This window comes from Streptomyces sp. NPDC043427, assembly GCF_056436655.1.
This window is the reverse complement of sequence record NZ_JBWKCC010000002.1, coordinates 494,440-512,298: the sequence shown is the minus strand read 5'-3', so window position 1 is coordinate 512,298 and position 17,859 is coordinate 494,440. Positions and strand designations below refer to the sequence as shown.

Sequence of the window (17,859 nt, the reverse complement as noted above, 5' to 3'; positions counted from 1 at the left end):
GCGCCCCTTCGGACGGAGAGGGGCGCGGCCTGCTCGTTCCTGCTTCGCGGGGGGGGGGGGGCCTACTGCTGCGCAGGGGCCGCCGTCAGTACGACGAGCCCGAGGCGCCGAGCGATCCGGTCGGGTGCCAGACCGTCTTCGTCTCCAGGAAGGCGGTCATGCGGTCGATGCCGGGAGTCGCCGACCAGTCGACCTCGTCCACAGGCTGTGGACGCAGGACGCGCTTCAGGTTGTCGGCCGCCGCGATCTCCAGCTCCTTCGCCAGGTCGTCGCCCGCGCCCGCGAGGTCGATCGCGTTGACGTCCTGGTGCGCGGCGAGCGGCGTCGCGATCTCCGCCGTACGGCCGGACAGGACGTTGACGACACCGCCGGGAACGTCGGAGGTGGCGAGCACCTCGCCCAGGGAGAGGGCGGGGAGCGGCGACTTCTCGGAGGCCACCACGATCGCGGTGTTGCCGGTGGCGATCACCGGGGCGAGTACCGAGACCAGGCCCAGGAAGGACGACTCCTGGGGGGCCACGACGGCCACGACGCCGGTCGGCTCGGGGGAGGAGAGGTTGAAGTACGGGCCCGCGACCGGGTTGCCGCCACCGATCACCTGGGCGATCTTGTCGGTCCAGCCCGCGTACCAGACCCAGCGGTCGATGGTCGCCTCGACCTGCTCGGCGGCCTTGGACTTCGACAGGCCCTCGGCGTCGGCGACCTCGTGGACGAACTGCGCCCTGCGGCCCTCCAGCATCTCCGCGACACGGTAGAGGACCTGGCCACGGTTGTACGCCGTGGCGCCGGACCAGCCGCCGAACGCCTTGCGGGCGGCCACGACCGCGTCACGGGCGTCCTTGCGGGAGGAGAGCGGGGCGTTCGCCAGCCACTTGCCCTTTGCGTCGGTCACCTCGTACACCCGGCCGCTCTCGGAACGCGGGAACTTCCCGCCGACGTACAGCTTGTAGGTCTTGAAGACAGTCAGGCGGTCAGACATCGAGGTACGCCTCCAGGCCGTGGCGACCGCCCTCGCGGCCGAAGCCCGACTCCTTGTAGCCGCCGAACGGCGAGGTCGGGTCGAACTTGTTGAACGTGTTGGACCAGACGACACCCGCGCGGAGCTTGTTCGCCACCGCGAGGATGCGGGAGCCCTTCTCCGTCCACACGCCCGCGGAGAGGCCGTACGGGGTGTTGTTGGCCTTGGCGACCGCCTCGTCCGGGGTGCGGAAGGTGAGGACGGACAGCACCGGGCCGAAGATCTCGTCCCGGGCGATGGTGTGCGCCTGGGTGACGTTGGTGAAGAGCGTCGGGGCGAACCAGTAGCCGGCGGAGGGGATTTCGCAGGCCGGGGACCAGCGCTCGGCGCCCTCCGCTTCGCCCTGCTCGACGAGCGAGGTGATGCGGGTGAGCTGCTCCTCGGAGTTGATCGCGCCGATGTCGGTGTTCTTGTCGAGGGGGTCGCCGAGGCGGAGGGTGGAGAGCCTGCGCTTGAGGGACTCCAGCAGCTCGTCCTGGATCGACTCCTGGACCAGCAGACGGGAACCCGCGCAGCAGACCTGGCCCTGGTTGAAGAAGATGCCGTTGACGATGCCCTCGACGGCCTGGTCGATCGGGGCGTCGTCGAAGACGATGTTCGCGCCCTTGCCGCCCAGTTCGAGGGTGAGCTTCTTGCGGCTGCCCGCGACCGTGCGGGCGATCTCCTTGCCGACAGCCGTGGAGCCGGTGAAGGCGACCTTGTTGACGTCCGGGTGCGCGACGAGCGCGGCGCCCGTGTCGCCGTAGCCGGGAAGGATGTTGACGACACCCCTCGGCAGGCCCGCCTGGCGGCAGACGTCCGCGAAGAACAGGGCCGAGAGGGGAGTGGTCTCGGCGGGCTTGAGGACGACCGTGTTGCCGGTGGCCAGCGCCGGGGCGATCTTCCACGCCAGCATCAGCAGCGGGAAGTTCCAGGGGATGACCTGGCCGGCGACGCCCAGCGGACGCGGGTCCGCGCCGAAGCCGGCGTGGGCGAGCTTGTCGGCCCAGCCCGCGTAGTAGAAGAAGTGGGCGGCGACCAGGGGGAGGTCGGAGTCGCGCGTCTCCTTGATGGGCTTGCCGTTGTCCAGCGTCTCCAGAACGGCCAGTTCGCGGCTGCGCTCCTGGATGATGCGGGCGATGCGGAAGAGGTACTTGGCGCGCTCGGTGCCGGGCAGCGCCGACCACTTCTCGAAGGCCCTGCGGGCCGCCTTGACCGCGCGGTCGACGTCCTCCGCGCCCGCCTGGGCGATCTCGGAGAGGACCTCCTCCGTCGCCGGCGAGACCGTCTTGAAGACCCTGCCGTCGGCCGCCTCCGTGAACTCGCCGTCGATGAACAGGCCGTAGGAGGGCGCGATGTCGACGATCGCGCGGGACTCGGGAGCCGGGGCGTATTCGAATACGGGTGCCATGGTGATCAGTCCACCGTCACGTAGTCGGGGCCGGAGTAGCGGCCGGTGGCCAGCTTCTGGCGCTGCATCAGCAGGTCGTTCAGGAGCGAGGAGGCGCCGAAGCGGAACCAGTGGTTGTCCAGCCAGTCCTCGCCGACGGTCTCGTTGACCAGGACGAGGAACTTGATCGCGTCCTTGCTGGTACGGATGCCGCCGGCGGGCTTCACCCCGACCTGTACCCCGGTCTGGGCGCGGAAGTCGCGGACGGCCTCCAGCATCAGGAGCGTGTTCGCGGGGGTGGCGTTCACCGCCACCTTGCCGGTCGAGGTCTTGATGAAGTCGGCCCCGGCCAGCATGCCGAGCCAGCTGGCGCGGCGGATGTTGTCGTACGTCGAGAGCTCGCCGGTCTCGAAGATGACCTTGAGGCGGGCGGAGGTCGCGCAGGCTTCCCGCACGGCGACGATCTCGTCGTACACCCTCATGTACCTGCCCGCGAGGAACGCCCCGCGGTCGATGACCATGTCGATCTCGTCGGCGCCCGCGGCGACCGCGTCGCGCACGTCGGACAGCTTCACGTCGAGGGCGGCGCGACCGGCCGGGAAGGCGGTGGCGACGGAGGCGACCTTCACGCTCGAACCCGCGACGGCCTCCTTGGCGGCGGCCACCATGTCGGGATAGACGCAGACCGCGGCCGTGGCGGGGGTGGTGCGGTCGGTCGGGTCGGGGTGGACCGCCTTGGCGCCGAGCGCCCGGACCTTGCCCGGGGTGTCGGCGCCTTCCAGCGTCGTCAGGTCGACCATCGAGATGGCGAGGTCGATGGCGTACGCCTTGGCGGTCGTCTTGATGGAACGGGTGCCGAGCGAGGCGGCGCGCGCCTCCAGGCCGACCGCGTCGACGCCGGGCAGCCCGTGGAGGAAACGGCGCAGTGAGCTGTCGGACGCGGTGACGTCCGCCAGAGCGTTTGCTGCGGTGGGTGCATTGGTGGGCATGGTCACCAGACGAGCATATCTACGCGCGTAGCGGCTGTACAGCCCCGGGTGCTCGTTCCGTGCTGTGCGACCACACATGAGCACCGCTGTGTCACCGCTGTGCCACCACTCATGAGCGCCCTCCACCCCGTCGTGCAGAATCGGGACCATGACGACCCCCGACGACCAGTCTCCCGCGCCGCAGCCCCCCGTGCCCGAGCCCAAGGACCGGATCTACCGGTCCCCCGCGGCCATCGCCGGTGGCGTCCTGCTGCTCGCCATCGTGGGCTGGCTCGGCATCGACGCGCTCGTCGCGGGCCGCGACCGCACGCCGTGGCTGGCCCTCGCCACCATGATCCTCGTCTTGCCGCTGGTGGTCGCCTTCACCCTCCGGCCGGCCGTCTTCGCCAATCAGGACCGGCTGCGCATCCGCAACCCGTTCCGCGTGATCGTGCTGCCCTGGGGGCAGGTCTCCGGGCTCCGCTCCGGCTACTCCAACGAGGTCGTCGCCAAGTCCGCGACGAAATACCAGCTGTGGGCCATCCCCGTCTCGCTGCGGGCTCGCAAGAAGGCGGCGCGGAGGCAGGCGCGGGCGGCGGAGGGGGGTTCGGGTGGTCGCGGTCGGTCGGCCCGGGGCTTGGGGGACGGTCTGGGCGGCTTCTCCGGTGGGGGCCGGGGAGGGGTCGTCGCGGACGGGCCCATGCGGGCCGAGACCGACAAGGTCATGGACGAACTGCGCGAGCTCTGGGAAGCCCGGGAGAAGGAGGCGTCCGCGCAGGGTGAGGTGACTGTGCGGTGGGCGTGGGAGATCGCGGGGCCGGCGGTGGCGGGGGCGGCATTGTTGGGGATTTTGCTGGCGGTGAGGTGAGTTTCTTGTAGGGCGGCCGAGGGGGCGACGTCGGTCGAGGTCGTACGGCGGCTTAGGGTCCGCTGTGGTTGATTCGCGCAGTTCCCCGCGCCTCTTGTCGGCGCTTCGCGTGGCCGGAGATGGAGAGAAACACATGACTACGGCCCCCGGGCGCCCCTTGCCCCTGCCGCCCTCCGCGATACCCGACGGCTGTCCGCCCTGGGACGCGGAGCAGGCGCTCCGCTGGACGGAGGCGTTGCCGCCGCGCTGGGTGCCGGTGCGGGTGCGGACGTCGGCCGTGGTGACGGTGCTGCTGTTCGCCGCCGGAGCGGCCGGACTGTTGGCCTCCTTCACCGAGCTGCCCGCCTGGGTCGCCGCGGGTTGCGCGCTGCAACTCGTCTGGCTGGTGGCGCGGCCCGAGGCCCTACGGTTCTCGGCGCCGGTGGTCGTAGGTCTGGTTCTCGTGTACCGGGGAGCGCTGCCGTGGACGGGGGCCCTGGGCCTCGTACTGGCGTCGGCGCTGCTGTGGGCGCCCGCCGAGCTGCGGCTGGCCGCGCGGAAGCGGCAGCGGGAGGCGGTGCGGGCGGCCACCGGGGGCGTGGCGGCCGAGCTGCCGGACACGGGAGGCCCGGTGCGGCGCGGGCAACTGCTCGGCTTGGTCGGGGCCGTCCTGGCCGTCGTCGGTGTCGTACTGGTCGCCACCGCAAGGCTCTGGGACGGGACCGGGGGCCGGCAGTCGGCTTTGGTCCTCGGCTGGTACGTCGTCGGACTCGGCGTCACCGTCGCCCTTTCCGCCGCCCTGGGCCGCAGCCGCGCCGCAGCCCTGCGCCGGGCGCCCGCACCGGTGCTGCGGGTGCTGGTGCGGCAGAACGCGGACATCGACGCCGAGGTGTACGCGGCTGACGACACGGCGGCGCTGCGGCCCCTGTTCACTGTCGCGACCACGGAGGTGGATGAGGAAGAGGACGAGGACGGGGACGAGGACTCCGGCGAACCGGACGACCCTGAGGCCGACGCGAAGAAAGTGGCCGAGATCCTCGACCGTCTCGACGACGACACACCAGGCCCCCTGCGCGAGGCCGTCCTGTACGGGCTGCCCTGCGACGGCGCCGAGATCCTGCTGGTCAGCGCCGCTGAGGAGCCGGACGAGCCGCTCGTGGTGGAGCGGTCGACGGGGCCGGTACGCCCCCTGTCCGACGGTTCCGTACGGCAGCGGATCGCGCACCAGAAGCAGAGCGCGGCCGGAGAGGCCCGGCAGGAGGAGCTGCGGCTGGTGGCCGCGGCTGCCGTCACCGAGGCGCCGGGCGGCGCGAACCCCGACTCCGTGCGGCACTGGCGCGCCGGGTGGGCCGACTGGCTCTACGCCGCGCTGGGACTGCTGTGGTGCGCCGTGCTGGTCTGGGGCGAGACCGGCCTCTGGCGTTACGTTCCCGGCGCTGTCACCGGCGCCGTGGCCGTGTTCATGCTGCCGAACCTCCTCGCCTGGCGGGTCACCGCCGACAGCACCGGCCTGTGGGTCAGTGGGCTGCGCCGGACCCAGCACGTCGCCTGGGACCACATCCGGGTCGTCCTGGCCAAGCGGGGCGAGCTGGTGATCGACAGCCACCGGGCGTCCTTCGACGAGTGGACGGTGCCCTCGGCCCGCTGGCGGTGGCTGGAACGCAGGGCCGACCTGCTGCATCCGCACGAGCGGACGGCCGCCGAGATCGCCGCGATGTGGCGTGAGCCCTCGGCCAGGCCGGGCGGCGAGAGCGACGAGGGGCGGCGCGGGCGGGCGCTGTGGCCGCTGGCGGTGGTCGTCGCGGTGGCGTGGACGGCGGCGCTGGTCCTGCTTCCGTAGGCAGCGTCAGGGCGCGCTCGGCCAAACCAGCGCCATGTACGCGCCGCAGTACGCCGAGCCCGCCACGGCTGCCGTAAGGGCGAGCAGCCGGCAGCGGCGGGAGGTGCGGGAGAGATGCAGGGCGAGGGGGAGGAGCAGCGGGAAGGCGGGCAGGAGGAAGCGGGCGCGCGGAAAGTACACGCCGCCGCTGCCCAGCACGATCGCCAGCAGGACACCCGTGAAGACCAGCAGCGGAACCGGCTGCCGGTCCGCCACCGCGAGGCCGAAGAGGACCACCGAGGCGATCAGCGTCGCGGTCACCACCACGAGGAACAGCTCGGGCGTCGAGTCGTACGCCAGCAGCTCCCGCATCCTTCGCAGGGTCTCCCGGCCGCCGTCCCACTCGTTGTGCCACAACCGCTGTACGGCGAAGTACCCGTCCCAGCGGCCCAGCCTGAGCCCCACCCAGCCGACGTACGCGCACCAGCCGAGCGGCGCGAGGACGCCGGCCACCAGCGCCGAGGGCCTGCCGCGCAGGGACAGCAGGGCGGTGACGGTGACCGCGGCCGCCACCGCGATGCCGGTCGGCCGGGCCACCCCGGCCAGCGCGGCCAGGGCACCCGCCCACAGCCACCGGTCGGCGAGGACGGCGTAGGACGCCCAGGCGGCGAGGGCGGTGAAGAGGGACTCCGTGTAACCCATCCACTGCACGAGGCCGACCGGGAGCGAGGCCCACAGCACAGTGAGCAGCACACCGACGCGCCGCCCGTGCAGCCGGTCGCCGACGGCGAAGATCCCCCAGGCCGCGACCAGCGAGGCGACGACGGCGAGACACAGCCCGACGGTGGCGCGGGAACCCGGGGTGACGCCCGCGACCGCCTTCACCAGGACCGGGTGGAGCGGAAAGAAGGCGAGGTTGTTGGCGTCGTACGCCGTGCCCAGCGCACGGGCGTAGCCATGATCGGCGATACCGAGATACCAGTCGGCGTCCCACCGCGTCGCCAGGATCGGCCAGACCCCGCGATGCTTGCGGTGCGCCCAGAGTGCGAGAACGAGCAGCCCGGCGGCGCGTACGGCGGTATAGGCGAGCAGCGCCGGGGCCGCGCGGCCGAGTGCCGGGACGGGGCGGCCGGGCTCAGGAGCGCGAGGACCTCTCCGGGTGCCCGGCACGAGGCCGCTACGGGCGGTTTCGGGGGCGGTCGAGGACACGGCACGGTCTCCAGGACTCGGCGGACGGTACCGGTCCACCGTTTCCCGGGGAGGGAGGCGGGGCGGGGAGCGTGCGTCAACTGTCGCGGGGAAATCACTCGATGGGGTGCGCGACCGGTCCCTCAGATCCTGTCTCGCCCGGCGCCGGGCCGAGGGCTGTCATCCATGCGCACCCCTACGGCTCGGCCCCACCAACCACACGAACCTACTGCTCTTCGGGACCGTGAGACGAGCAGGAACAGCAGGACCGGTCACCATGCGTTGATGACCGGCGCGTCGGGTTCGTGGTGCCGCCATGCCTCGTTGAGGCGCGTGAGCCGGTCCGCGGCGGCGATGCCGCGCAGGGACGCGACCTTGCCGTCGCTGACTTCGAACGCCACGGCGCCCACGACCCGGTCCTCGATCACGGCGAGGACGGCCGGGGAGCCGTTGACCAGCGCGATATGGATCGCGGGCGAGCCGCCGGCCAGCCGCCGCTTCGCCGGCGTGGGCCTGAAGCCGGCCCGCACGTAGGAGGCGATGCGTTCGGGCGTCTTGTACCGCAGCAGCCGCCTGGCCAGCCCGGCGCCGTCCGAGATCATCGTCGCGTCGGCGGTGAGCAGCGCCACCAGCCGTTCGGTGCGCCCCGAGGTGGCGGCGGTGAGGAATTCCTCGACGATCTTACGCGCGGACGCGGGGTCGACCTCGGTGCCGCCGCGGCGCTCGGCGGCGACCCGGCGTCGGGCCCGGTGGACATGCTGCTGACTCGCGGACTCGGTGATGTCGAGGATCCCGGCGATCTCGGCGTGCGGGTACGAGAAAGCCTCACGCAGGACGTAGACGGCCCGCTCGACCGGCGAGAGGCGCTCCATGAGGGTCAGTACGGCCAAGGACACCGATTCGCGCTGCTCGAAGGTGTCGGCCGGGCCGAGCATCGGGTCGCCCTCGAGGAGTGGTTCGGGCAGCCAGTCTCCGGCAGCGCGCTCGTGGCGCGCCTGCGCCGAGCGGAGCCGGTCGAGGCAGAGATGGGTGACGACCCTGGTCAGCCACGCCTCCGGCACCTCGATGCGTTCGCGGTCTGCGGCCTGCCAGCGCAGGAACGTGTCCTGAACGGCGTCCTCGGCGTCGGCGGCAGAGCCGAGCAGACGGTACGCGAGCGAGGCCAGCCGGCCCCGGCTGGCCTCGAACCGATCGATGGCTGCGCTGTCCATGCGCAGCAGCCTAGGGCGCGACGCGCCCTAGGCTGCGACCTTCACACCGGCCTGGTCGGGCGCGGTGGCCAGGCGGCGCTTGCGCTTCGGTATGCCGAAGGTCGGGTGGGCGATTCCAAATCCGGCCCCGTTGAGCACGCCCGCCTTGAGCCGCGCGGCGGTCCGGCCGCCCAGATACCAGGACTTCGACCGAGCGTCCCCGTCCACCATCTGGAAGATCGCGTCCCGCCGCCCGAGGCTGATGTGGTTGCCGTAGTACTTCAGTCCGACGGTCGGGACCTTGCTGCCCGTCAGGCGCGCGATGATCGCGGCGGTCGCCTGCATGTTGGTGAAGCCGGCCGAGGCGCAGGACATCGGCAGCGGCCGGCCGTTCTCGCCGATCGCGTAGGCACAGTCACCGGCGGCGTAGACGTCCGGGTGCGAGACCGAGCGCATGGTGCGGTCGACGACGATCTGGCCGGTCTGGGCGACCTCCAAGCCGCTGGCGGCCGCGATGGGGTGCACGGCGAACCCGGCCGACCACACGGTCACGTCGGCCGGGACGGACGTACCGTCGGCGGCGATCGCCCGTGTCGGCTCGACTGCTTCGATGCCGGTGTGCTCGTGGACGGTGATGCCGAGCCGGTCGAAGGCCTGGCGCAGGTGACGGCGGGCCTTCGGGGAGAGCCAGGCGCCCAGCTCGCCGCGGGCGGCGAGCGCGACCGAGAGGTCGGGCCGGGACTCGGCGAACTCGGTGGCGGTCTCGATGCCGGTCAGCCCCTCACCGACGACCAGCACGGTGCCGCCCTCGCCCAGGCCGGCCAGGCGCTCGCGCAGACGCAGCGCCGAGGACCGGCCGGTCACATCGAAGGCGTACTCGGCCACGCCGGGGACGCCATGGCGGGCGACGGAGCTGCCGAGCGTGTAGAGAAGCGTGTCGTACGTGAGCTCGCCGTCGCTGTCCTCGCCGGTCACGGCGACTGTCCTGCGCTCGGGGTCGACGCCGGTGACGCGCGCCAGGCGCAGCCGCACCCCGGTGCCCGCGAAGACGTCGGCGAGCTTGCGGAACGAGAGGTCCTGGCCGATCGCGAGTTGGTGGAGCCGCATCCGCTCGACGAAGTCGGGCACGGCGTTGACGACGGTGATCTCGGTGTCGGCGGGGGAGAGCCGACGGGCCAGGTTCCCGGCGGCGAAGGCCCCGGCGTATCCGGCGCCGAGGACGACGATGCGGTGCTTCATGGCGATGCTCCTGTCTCGTTCGCGTGCCCCTTGAACGAGACGGCGCCCCGATTGCTGACAGGAGCCGAGTGTGACGTGGGTCACCGCGCCCGGGTCTGCGAAGAGGCCGACGCGCATCTCGGGGTGGCCTGTCAGATCGGCGAGGTCGCGGACACGCAGGGCTTGAGAACCAGTTGCCCTCCGAAGCCGGGGGATCCGCAGGCGTACCCATGGAGGAAGGCCCCCGCCGATGTACGGCGCCAGGTCGGCACCTGACCAGTGATCGTCGGCAAGGTATCTTCCTCCAGCGGCACGTCGAGTGTTTCTCCGTGCCGCCTCAGGGAGGGAAGACATGCGCATATCACTGCTCCGGCGCCTGGCCGCGTTGGCCACGACGCTGGGGCTCACCTCGCTCGGGCTCCTCGGTGCGGGCGCGGCGCCCGCGCAGGCCGCGATCAGCGACTGCCCGGCGGGCTATTTCTGTGCCTGGAAGAGCGACAACGGCACGGGCACGATGTTCAAGACGAACACGAACAAGGCGACGCTGGGAACCTGGGACAACACGTTCCAGTCCGTAGTGAACCGGACGTCCAAGTTCGCCTGTCTGCACGACGATGCGAACTACAGCAAGACCGGCGGCGTCTCCTCGTGGGCCCCAGACCCCGCGGGCACCGAGTGGGGCTACTCGCACCGTAGCGTCAGCTCGGTGAGCTTCGTCGCCACCGAGCGGGAGTGCTGGTTCGCGGCCTACCCGGACTGGTACGCGCCGACCGCGCCCCAGGCGGCGGGCTTCGGTGATCTGAACGCCGACCGGCAGGCCGACGTCCTCGTCCGGGACAAGGCGGGCCGGCTGTGGTTCCTGCGCGGCGACAGCACCGGGCAGCTGGTCGGCAAGAGCGGCTGGAACGCCATGAACGCCCTCGTCCGGCACGGCGACTTCAGCGGTGACGGCCGTGAGGACGTGATCGCCCGCGAGGCGTCCACCGGGAAGCTGTGGCTGTACCCGGGCGCCGGCACCGGCAGCCTCGGTACGCGAAAGCTCATCGGCAACGGCGGCTGGAACGCCATGAGCCGGATCGTCGCCTACGGCGACCTCTCCGGCGACGGCCGCTCGGACGTGCTGGCCGTCGAGAAGGCCACGGGCAAGCTCTGGCTGTACCCCGGCACCAGCACGGGCACCCTCGGTGCACGCAAGCTCATCGGCAACAGCGGCTGGAACGGCATGAGCGCCCTGGTCGGGGCGGGCGACATGAACGGTGACGGCCGTGCGGACCTGATCACCCGCCAGGCCTCCACCGGGCAGCTGTGGTTGTACCCGGGCAAGGCCGGGGCCCTCGGGTCCCGTGTACTGATCGGCAACAGCGGCTGGAACGTCATGGAGACGTTCCTGGGCCTGGGCGATGTCTCCGGCGACGGCCTCGCCGACCTCGTCACCACCACCAAGAGCAGCTACATCGGCGAGAGCTGCCGGGGTGTCGGCTGCCAGCTCGTGTACCAGGGCCGCGGCAACGGCACGCTGGACTCGCGCGCGGAGACGGCCGACGGCTGGTTCGACCTGAACGGCTTCTTCTGACCGAGGGTGACCGAGGGAAAGGGCCTCCGCTTCCGGCGGAGGCCCTTTCGCATGAGCCCCGGCCCCCGGTTGGCAGCCGGGACCGTGCCTTCAGATGCCGGCCGCTGCCGACAGGTCGCGCTTGATCGTCGTCAGGAGGTCGGCCGCCTTGGCGCGGGCCGTCGGGAGGGCGGCGGGCGACTCGACCGGGACGACGACCTCCAGGTAGCACTTCAGCTTGGGCTCTGTGCCGCTGGGGCGGACGATGACGCGGGCGCCGTCGAGGGTGTAGCGCAGGCCGTCGGTCGGCGGGAGGTGGGCCGTGCCCTGCGTGAGGTCCTCCGCCTTGACGATCGGCAGGCCCGCGAGCTCGGTGGGCGGCTGCTCGCGCAGTCGGCGCATGGCGTCGGCGATGACCGACAGGTCCTGGACGCGCACCGAGAGCTGGTCCGTGGCGTGCAGGCCGTGTTCCATGGCGAGGTCGTCGAGGAGGTCGAGGAGGGTGCGGCCCTGCTCCTTGAGCTCGGAGGCCAGTTCCGTGATGAGGAGCGCGGCGGTGATGCCGTCCTTGTCGCGTACGCCGTCGGGGTCGACGCAGTAGCCGAGGGCCTCCTCGTAGCCGTAGCGCAGGCCGTCGACGCGGGCGATCCACTTGAAGCCGGTGAGGGTCTCCTCGTAGCGGAGCCCGGCCTTCTCGGCGATCCGGCCGAGGAGGGAGGAGGAGACGATGGATTCGGCGAAGGTGCCCTGGGCGCCGCGGGCGACCAGGTGGGCCGCGAGGAGCGCGCCCACCTCGTCGCCGCGGAGCATGCGCCAGTCCCCGCCTGCACCGCCGTCCTTGACGGCCACGGCGCAGCGGTCGGCGTCCGGGTCGTTGGCGATGATCAGGTCCGGGGCCGTCTCGCGGGCCTTCGCGAAGGCGAGGTCCATCGCGCCGGGCTCTTCCGGGTTGGGGAAGGAGACGGTCGGGAAGTCCGGGTCGGGCTCGGCCTGCTCGGCGACGAGGACCGGCTCCGGGAAGCCCGCGCGGGCGAACGCGGCGAGGAGGACGTCCTTGCCGACGCCGTGCATCGCCGTGTAGACGGTGCGGGCGGTACGCGGCGAGCCGTCGGCCAGCACGGCGTCCGTGCGGGCGAGGTACGCGTCGAGGACCGAGTCGTCGAGGATCTCCCAGCCGGAGTCGGGCCGCGGGACGTCGTGCAGGCTGCCGATCGCGTCGATCTCGGCGGCGATCTCCGCGTCGGCGGGCGGGACGATCTGGGATCCGTCGCCGAGGTAGACCTTGTAGCCGTTGTCGCGGGGCGGGTTGTGGCTGGCGGTGACCTCGACGCCGGCGGCCGCGCCCAGGTGCCGTATGGCGTAGGCGAGGACGGGGGTCGGGAGGGGGCGCGGGAGGACCGCGGCGCGCAGGCCCGCGCCCGTCATGACCGCGGCGGTGTCGCGGGCGAAGTCGGCCGACTTGTGGCGGGCGTCGTAGCCGACGACGACGAGACCGTCCGTACGGCCCTGCTCCTTGAGGTACGCGGCGAGACCGGCGGCGGCGCGGATCACGACCGAGCGGTTCATGCGCAGGGGGCCGGCGCCGAGTTCGCCGCGCAGACCCGCCGTGCCGAACTGGAGGGTGCCGCCGAAGCGGGCGGCGAGTTCGGTGTGGGCGCCGGTGTCGATGAGCTCGGCGAGTTCCGTGCGGGTTTCCGGGTCGGGATCCTCGGCGAGCCATGCCTTTGCCTTGGCGATCAGGTCGTCGTCGTGCACGTCGGGGTCAACCTCTCGTCGTCTTGTGTCCGGGCACCTGGGGGCTGCGCCCCCAGACCCCCCTTCGGCCTGGACGGCCTCGTCCTCAAGCGCCGGACGGGCTGAGATTGCCTGACCGGCGTCTCGAAGTGCTCGGCTCTACAGGCGGCCCAGCACCTGGGCCAGCAGGCTGCCCATCCGGGTCGCCGAGTCGCGGCCCGCCTGGAGGACCTCCTCGTGGTTGAGGGGTTCGCCGGTCATACCGGCGGCGAGGTTGGTCACGAGGGAGATACCCAGAACCTCGGCGCCCGCCTCACGGGCCGCGATGGCCTCCAGGACCGTGGACATGCCGACGAGGTCCGCCCCGATGGTACGGGCCATGCGGATCTCGGCCGGGGTCTCGTAGTGCGGGCCGGGGAACTGGGCGTAGACGCCCTCCTCCAGGGTGGCGTCGACCTCCTTGCACAGGGCGCGCAGCCGGGGCGAGTACAGGTCGGTCAGGTCCACGAAGTTCGCGCCGACGATCGGGGACGTGGCGGTGAGGTTGATGTGGTCGCTGATCAGGACGGGCTGGCCGGGGCGCATGCCCTCGCGCAGGCCGCCGCAGCCGTTGGTCAGGACGACCGTCTTGCAGCCGGCCGACACCGCGGTCCGCACGCCGTGCGCGACGGCGGCGACGCCGCGACCCTCGTAGTAGTGGGTGCGGCCCAGGAAGACCAGGGCCCGCTTGTTGCCCATCCGGTACGAGCGGATCTTGCCGCCGTGCCCCTCCACCGCCGGCGGGGGGAAGCCGGGCAGCTCGGTGACCTGGAGCTCGGCGTCGGGCGCGCCCAGCGCGCCCACGGCCGGCGCCCAGCCGGAGCCCATCACGAGGGCGACGTCGTGGGTCTCGGCGCCGGTCAGTTCGCGCAGGCGCGCGGCCGCGGCGTCGGCGGCGGCGTGGGGGTCGCCCTGGATGTCGTCCGGAAGAAGAGATGCGTTCACGCCGACGAGATTAGCCGGTCCCGGCCTACGCGCGTAGATGACAGAGCCAACGGGAGGGCGATCGTTGTCTTGTCGTTTCCAACCAAGGGGTCGCCGCGCGACCGTCAGACGTCCGTGATCAGGACGTCCCTGTCGTTGAAGACCTCGACGACGAAGATCAGCAGACGGCCGCGGCTGACCGTGTACTCCCGAGGATGTTCCGGGTGAGGCGGATCGTGCGGTCGTCGCCGGTGGACCCTATGGGCCGCGACTTCGAGAGGAACGGGGCGCGGGCCGGCAGGGCGATGCCCTTGTCGAACGCGGCGCGGTGCTGGTCGTCGAGCCGGTCGCGGGCCTCGGCCGCCTGCACCGTGCAGTAGACGTCGTACGTGAGGGGGGCCATGCGATCTCCCACGGGTACGCCGATGCCTCGAGTCCAGGAGCCACCCCCTTTCAGCAAGGCCTCTTCCGCAGCTCCATCACGTAATCGTGCGGCGCGCCCGCCGACTCCGCCGCGTCCGCGACCTCACCGAGGTAGCGGGCCGAGGGGAGTCCGCCCTCGTAGGCGTTCAGGACGTACACCCAGGCCGGCTCCTGGCCGTCGAGGGTGTGGACGCGCACCCGCATCCGCCGGTAGATGTCGAGACCCACGCCCTCCCAGCGGTCCAGCGACTCCTCGTCCATCTCGGCGATGTCGTAGAGCGCGACGAAGACCTGCCCGATCGGGTCCTCGACGATCGTCGCCAGCGCTCCCTCCCAGCCCAGCTGCTCGCCGCCGAAGGTCAGCCGCCAGCCGTTCAGCCAGCCGGTGGCGCGCAGCGGCGAGTGGGGGGCGCGGCGCGTCATCAGTCGGGCGTCGAGATTGCCGGCGTACGCGGCGTAGAGCGACATGCGTCGAGAGTACGGCAGCGGCTGGCCGGCCTCGCTCGTAACGGCGGTCTCGGCCGCCTCTCCGCAGCGGCATGGTCGCCTCTGCCTCTCCTGTAACGATCACTCGCTTCCACCTCTCCCGTAACAGTGGTGTCTCGGGCCGCCCCCCAGGCCGTCCTTCCCGGGGGCGTACGGGACAATGGAGTACGTGACTCGGATCGTGATCATCGGTGGCGGACCCGGCGGATACGAAGCGGCCCTGGTGGCCGCTCAGCTCGGCGCGGAGGTGACCGTCGTCGACAGCGACGGTCTGGGCGGAGCGTCGGTGCTCACCGACTGCGTGCCGTCGAAGACCCTTATCGCTACGGCCGAGGTGATGACCACCTTCGACTCCTCCTACGAGGAGCTGGGAATCATCGTCGCCGACGACACCCCACCGATGGAGCAGGCCGCCCGGGTCGTCGGGGTGGACCTCGACAAGGTCAACCGGCGTGTCAAGCGGCTCGCCCTCGCGCAGTCCCACGACATCACCGCCTCCGTCACGCGCGCGGGCGCCCGGGTCCTGCGTGGCCGCGGCCGGCTGGAGGGCATGCAGGCCCTCGACGGGTCGCGGAAGGTCGTCGTCACCGCCGCCGACGGCACCGAGGAGACCCTCCCCGCCGACGCCGTGCTCATCGCCACCGGTGGTCACCCGCGCGAGCTGCCCGACGCCCAGCCCGACGGCGAGCGCATCCTGAACTGGACCCAGGTCTACGACCTCACCGAGCTGCCCGAGGAGCTCATCGTGGTCGGCTCGGGTGTCACCGGTGCCGAGTTCGCCGGCGCGTACCAGGCGCTGGGCTCCAAGGTCACCCTGGTCTCCTCGCGCGACCGCGTGCTGCCCGGTGAGGACCCGGACGCCGCGGCCGTCCTCGAAGACGTCTTCCGCCGCCGCGGCATGAACGTCATGGCCCGCTCCCGCGCCCAGTCCGCCAAGCGCGTCGGCGACCGTGTCGAGGTCACCCTCGCCGACGGGCGGGTCATCAGCGGCTCGCACTGCCTCATGGCCGTCGGTGCCATCCCCAACAGCGCCGGGCTCGGCCTGGAGGAGGCCGGGGTCCGGGTGCGCGAGTCCGGGCACATCTGGACCGACAAGGTCTCCAGGACGACGGCTCCGGGTGTCTACGCGGCCGGTGACGTGACCGGGGTCTTCGCGCTCGCGTCCGTCGCCGCGATGCAGGGCCGTATCGCCATGTACCACTTCCTCGGCGACGCGGTGGCTCCGCTCAACCTCAAGACGGTCTCCTCCAACGTCTTCACCGACCCCGAGATCGCCACCGTGGGCTACACGCAGGCCGATGTCGACGGGGGGAAGATCGACGCCCGGGTCGTCAAGCTGCCGCTGCTGCGCAACCCGCGCGCGAAGATGCAGGGCATCCGGGACGGCTTCGTGAAGATCTTCTGCCGTCCGGGTACGGGGATCGTCGTCGGCGGTGTGGTCGTGGCGCCGCGCGCCTCGGAACTGATCCATCCCATCTCGATCGCCGTCGACAACAATCTGACGGTCGAACAGATCGCGAACGCCTTCACCGTGTACCCCTCTCTTTCGGGGTCGATCGCGGAGGTGGCGCGGCAGTTGCACACGCGCAAGGCGGGCGACGAGATCTGACGGCCGGATCCGACTCCCCGCTGGTCACGGGGAGTTGTGGCCCATGCGGACGGCATAGGCGACAGGAATGGGCTTCTATACCACCTCCCGCCCCTGTGTGCGAACAACTTCTGCTATTCGGCGCAAACTGCTGAAAGCAGACGGTCGCTGGGGTTACTGTCAGTTTCGTGTTCGCTGCTGAACGTCGCCAATTGATCCTCGAAATGGTGCGAGCGAACGGGGCCGTGTCGCTCCGTGAGCTCGCCCGCGTCGTCCAGACCTCCGAAGTGACCGTACGGCGGGACGTGCGGGCACTGGAGGCAGAAGGACTCCTCGACCGCCGGCATGGCGGTGCGGTACTGCCGGGCGGTTTCACGCGGGAGTCCGGCTTTCCGCAAAAATCCCATCTCGCGACCGCCGAGAAGACGGCCATCGCCGACCTCGCCGCCAACTTCGTGGAAGAAGGCGAGGCCATCGTGGTCGGGGCGGGTACGACCACCCAGGAGCTGGCCCGCAGACTCGCCCGCGTGCCCGGTCTGACCGTCGTCACCAACTCGCTGTTGGTGGCGCAGGCGTTGGCCCACGCCAACCGCGTCGAAGTCGTGATGACCGGGGGCACCCTGCGCGGCTCCAACTACGCGCTGGTGGGCTCCGGTGCCGAGCAGTCCCTCCAGGGGCTGCGGGTCTCCCGGGCCTTCCTCTCCGGGAGCGGGCTGACCGCCGAGCGGGGTCTGTCCACATCCAACATGCTGTCGGCGTCCGTCGACCGTGCGCTCGTCCAGGCCGCCGCGGAGGTCGTGGTCCTGGCGGACCACACCAAGCTGGGCACGGACACCATGTTCCAGACGGTCCCCACCGACCTGATCACCCGCCTGGTCACCGACGAGCCTCCCGTCCACGACGACCGGGCGGCCACGGAGCTTCAGGCTCTCGCGGACCAGGGGGTCCAGATCGCCGTCGCCGGCGCGTCCGGAGGCCCGGGAAACACGGGCGCCGACCCGGCCCCGCCCCGCTCCCGCCGTGACGTCCCCCTCCCGTCCCCCCGCCGCGGCCAACTCCCCGGCGCGGGCCTGCGCGCAGCCACATCCCTCGGCGACCAGCCCACCGACCGCCACCGGGTCGCGGACCTCCGCCGCCGGTGAGCTCTCCGGGTGAGAGCCGCGAACTCCCGGCAACGGGGCCGGGGGCACCAACCGAGTCGGCCCCGCCGACTCAGTTGCCGTCGGCAGTCCAGTTGCCGTCCATGCAGGCGCTGCTCCCACTCCGGCGGCGGTGCTGAAGAGGCGGATCGGGGGCGTCGTAGCGTATGGCCCACGGCTGGCTGCCTGGCTGGGTGGGTGGGTCGACAGCGGTTCGGGGGGCCTGAGGGCACCCCGCCGCTGTGCCGCCGCCTGTCGGGCGGCTGCTTGCAGCAGTGACCCGGCGCAGGGCCTCCCCACCGGGGGCCCTACACAGAGGCGCACCTCGCGGGGCCCCGTGTTGCGCGTCGGCCTGAG

Annotated in this window: 15 protein-coding genes; 5 read left to right on the top strand and 10 right to left on the bottom strand. The window is 71.8% G+C overall.

Annotated features, from left to right (window positions below):
- Positions 1-85: 85 nt before the first annotated feature.
- Genes AC067M_RS06225 through deoC form a run of 3 tightly spaced genes read right to left on the bottom strand, consistent with a single transcriptional unit; the run spans position 86 to position 3,376 of the window.
- Positions 86-979, bottom strand: a complete 894-nt coding sequence (locus tag AC067M_RS06225) for an aldehyde dehydrogenase family protein (protein ID WP_478695788.1) — start codon at positions 977-979, stop codon at positions 86-88.
- Positions 972-2,408 (bottom strand): aldehyde dehydrogenase family protein, encoded by a 1,437-nt coding sequence (locus AC067M_RS06220; RefSeq protein ID WP_478695787.1) that lies wholly within the window; start codon positions 2,406-2,408, stop codon positions 972-974. The genes AC067M_RS06225 and AC067M_RS06220 overlap by 8 nt, the downstream gene beginning before the upstream one ends.
- A 5-nt stretch (positions 2,409-2,413) precedes the next feature.
- Positions 2,414-3,376, bottom strand: coding sequence for a deoxyribose-phosphate aldolase (deoC, locus tag AC067M_RS06215; RefSeq protein WP_478696000.1), 963 nt, complete (start codon positions 3,374-3,376; stop codon positions 2,414-2,416).
- A 148-nt stretch (positions 3,377-3,524) separates the two neighbouring features.
- Between deoC and AC067M_RS06210 the strand changes: the two genes are divergently transcribed.
- Both AC067M_RS06210 and AC067M_RS06205 read left to right on the top strand, forming a co-directional pair.
- The gene (locus tag AC067M_RS06210; protein ID WP_478695786.1) at positions 3,525-4,223 is read left to right on the top strand and encodes a PH domain-containing protein; all 699 of its coding nucleotides are present in this window, start codon (positions 3,525-3,527) and stop codon (positions 4,221-4,223) included.
- Between the two features lie 133 nt (positions 4,224-4,356).
- A complete protein-coding gene (locus tag AC067M_RS06205; protein ID WP_478695785.1) occupies positions 4,357-6,042 on the top strand; it encodes a hypothetical protein in 1,686 nt (561 codons plus the stop codon).
- A gap of 6 nt (positions 6,043-6,048) precedes the next feature.
- Here AC067M_RS06205 and AC067M_RS06200 read toward each other — a convergent pair whose 3' ends face one another.
- From AC067M_RS06200 to AC067M_RS06190, 3 genes are all read right to left on the bottom strand, one after another.
- Positions 6,049-7,230: a hypothetical protein gene (locus tag AC067M_RS06200; protein WP_478695784.1), complete on the bottom strand. Its 1,182-nt coding sequence runs from the start codon at positions 7,228-7,230 to the stop codon at positions 6,049-6,051.
- Positions 7,231-7,481: 251 nt separating this feature from the next.
- Positions 7,482-8,420, bottom strand: coding sequence for a sigma-70 family RNA polymerase sigma factor (locus tag AC067M_RS06195; RefSeq protein ID WP_478695783.1), 939 nt, complete (start codon positions 8,418-8,420; stop codon positions 7,482-7,484).
- Between the two features lie 27 nt (positions 8,421-8,447).
- Positions 8,448-9,638 (bottom strand): NAD(P)/FAD-dependent oxidoreductase, encoded by a 1,191-nt coding sequence (locus AC067M_RS06190; RefSeq protein WP_478695782.1) that lies wholly within the window; start codon positions 9,636-9,638, stop codon positions 8,448-8,450.
- 331 nt (positions 9,639-9,969) lie between these two features.
- On the opposite strand from AC067M_RS06190, the gene AC067M_RS06185 reads away from it, so the two are divergent.
- Positions 9,970-11,190, top strand: coding sequence for an FG-GAP-like repeat-containing protein (locus AC067M_RS06185; RefSeq protein WP_478695781.1), 1,221 nt, complete (start codon positions 9,970-9,972; stop codon positions 11,188-11,190).
- 90 nt (positions 11,191-11,280) lie between these two features.
- Here the strand turns inward: AC067M_RS06185 and AC067M_RS06180 are convergent, their stop codons facing one another.
- From AC067M_RS06180 to AC067M_RS06165, 4 genes are all read right to left on the bottom strand, one after another.
- Positions 11,281-12,924, bottom strand: a complete 1,644-nt coding sequence (locus AC067M_RS06180) for a phospho-sugar mutase (RefSeq protein WP_478695780.1) — start codon at positions 12,922-12,924, stop codon at positions 11,281-11,283.
- Between the two features lie 138 nt (positions 12,925-13,062).
- The gene (locus tag AC067M_RS06175; protein ID WP_478695779.1) at positions 13,063-13,887 is read right to left on the bottom strand and encodes a purine-nucleoside phosphorylase; all 825 of its coding nucleotides are present in this window, start codon (positions 13,885-13,887) and stop codon (positions 13,063-13,065) included.
- Between the two features lie 157 nt (positions 13,888-14,044).
- Positions 14,045-14,269 carry a hypothetical protein gene (locus AC067M_RS06170; RefSeq protein ID WP_478695778.1) on the bottom strand — a complete coding sequence of 75 codons (225 nt, stop codon included), beginning with the start codon at positions 14,267-14,269 and terminating at the stop codon, positions 14,045-14,047.
- Positions 14,270-14,319: 50 nt separating this feature from the next.
- A complete protein-coding gene (locus tag AC067M_RS06165) occupies positions 14,320-14,757 on the bottom strand; it encodes a gamma-glutamylcyclotransferase family protein (RefSeq protein WP_478695777.1) in 438 nt (145 codons plus the stop codon).
- Between the two features lie 178 nt (positions 14,758-14,935).
- Here AC067M_RS06165 and AC067M_RS06160 point away from each other — a divergent pair, with 178 nt between their 5' ends.
- A complete protein-coding gene (locus tag AC067M_RS06160; protein ID WP_478695776.1) occupies positions 14,936-16,384 on the top strand; it encodes an NAD(P)H-quinone dehydrogenase in 1,449 nt (482 codons plus the stop codon).
- Positions 16,385-16,551: 167 nt separating this feature from the next.
- Positions 16,552-17,505 (top strand): DeoR/GlpR family DNA-binding transcription regulator, encoded by a 954-nt coding sequence (locus AC067M_RS06155; protein WP_478695775.1) that lies wholly within the window; start codon positions 16,552-16,554, stop codon positions 17,503-17,505.
- Positions 17,506-17,859 lie beyond the last annotated feature (354 nt).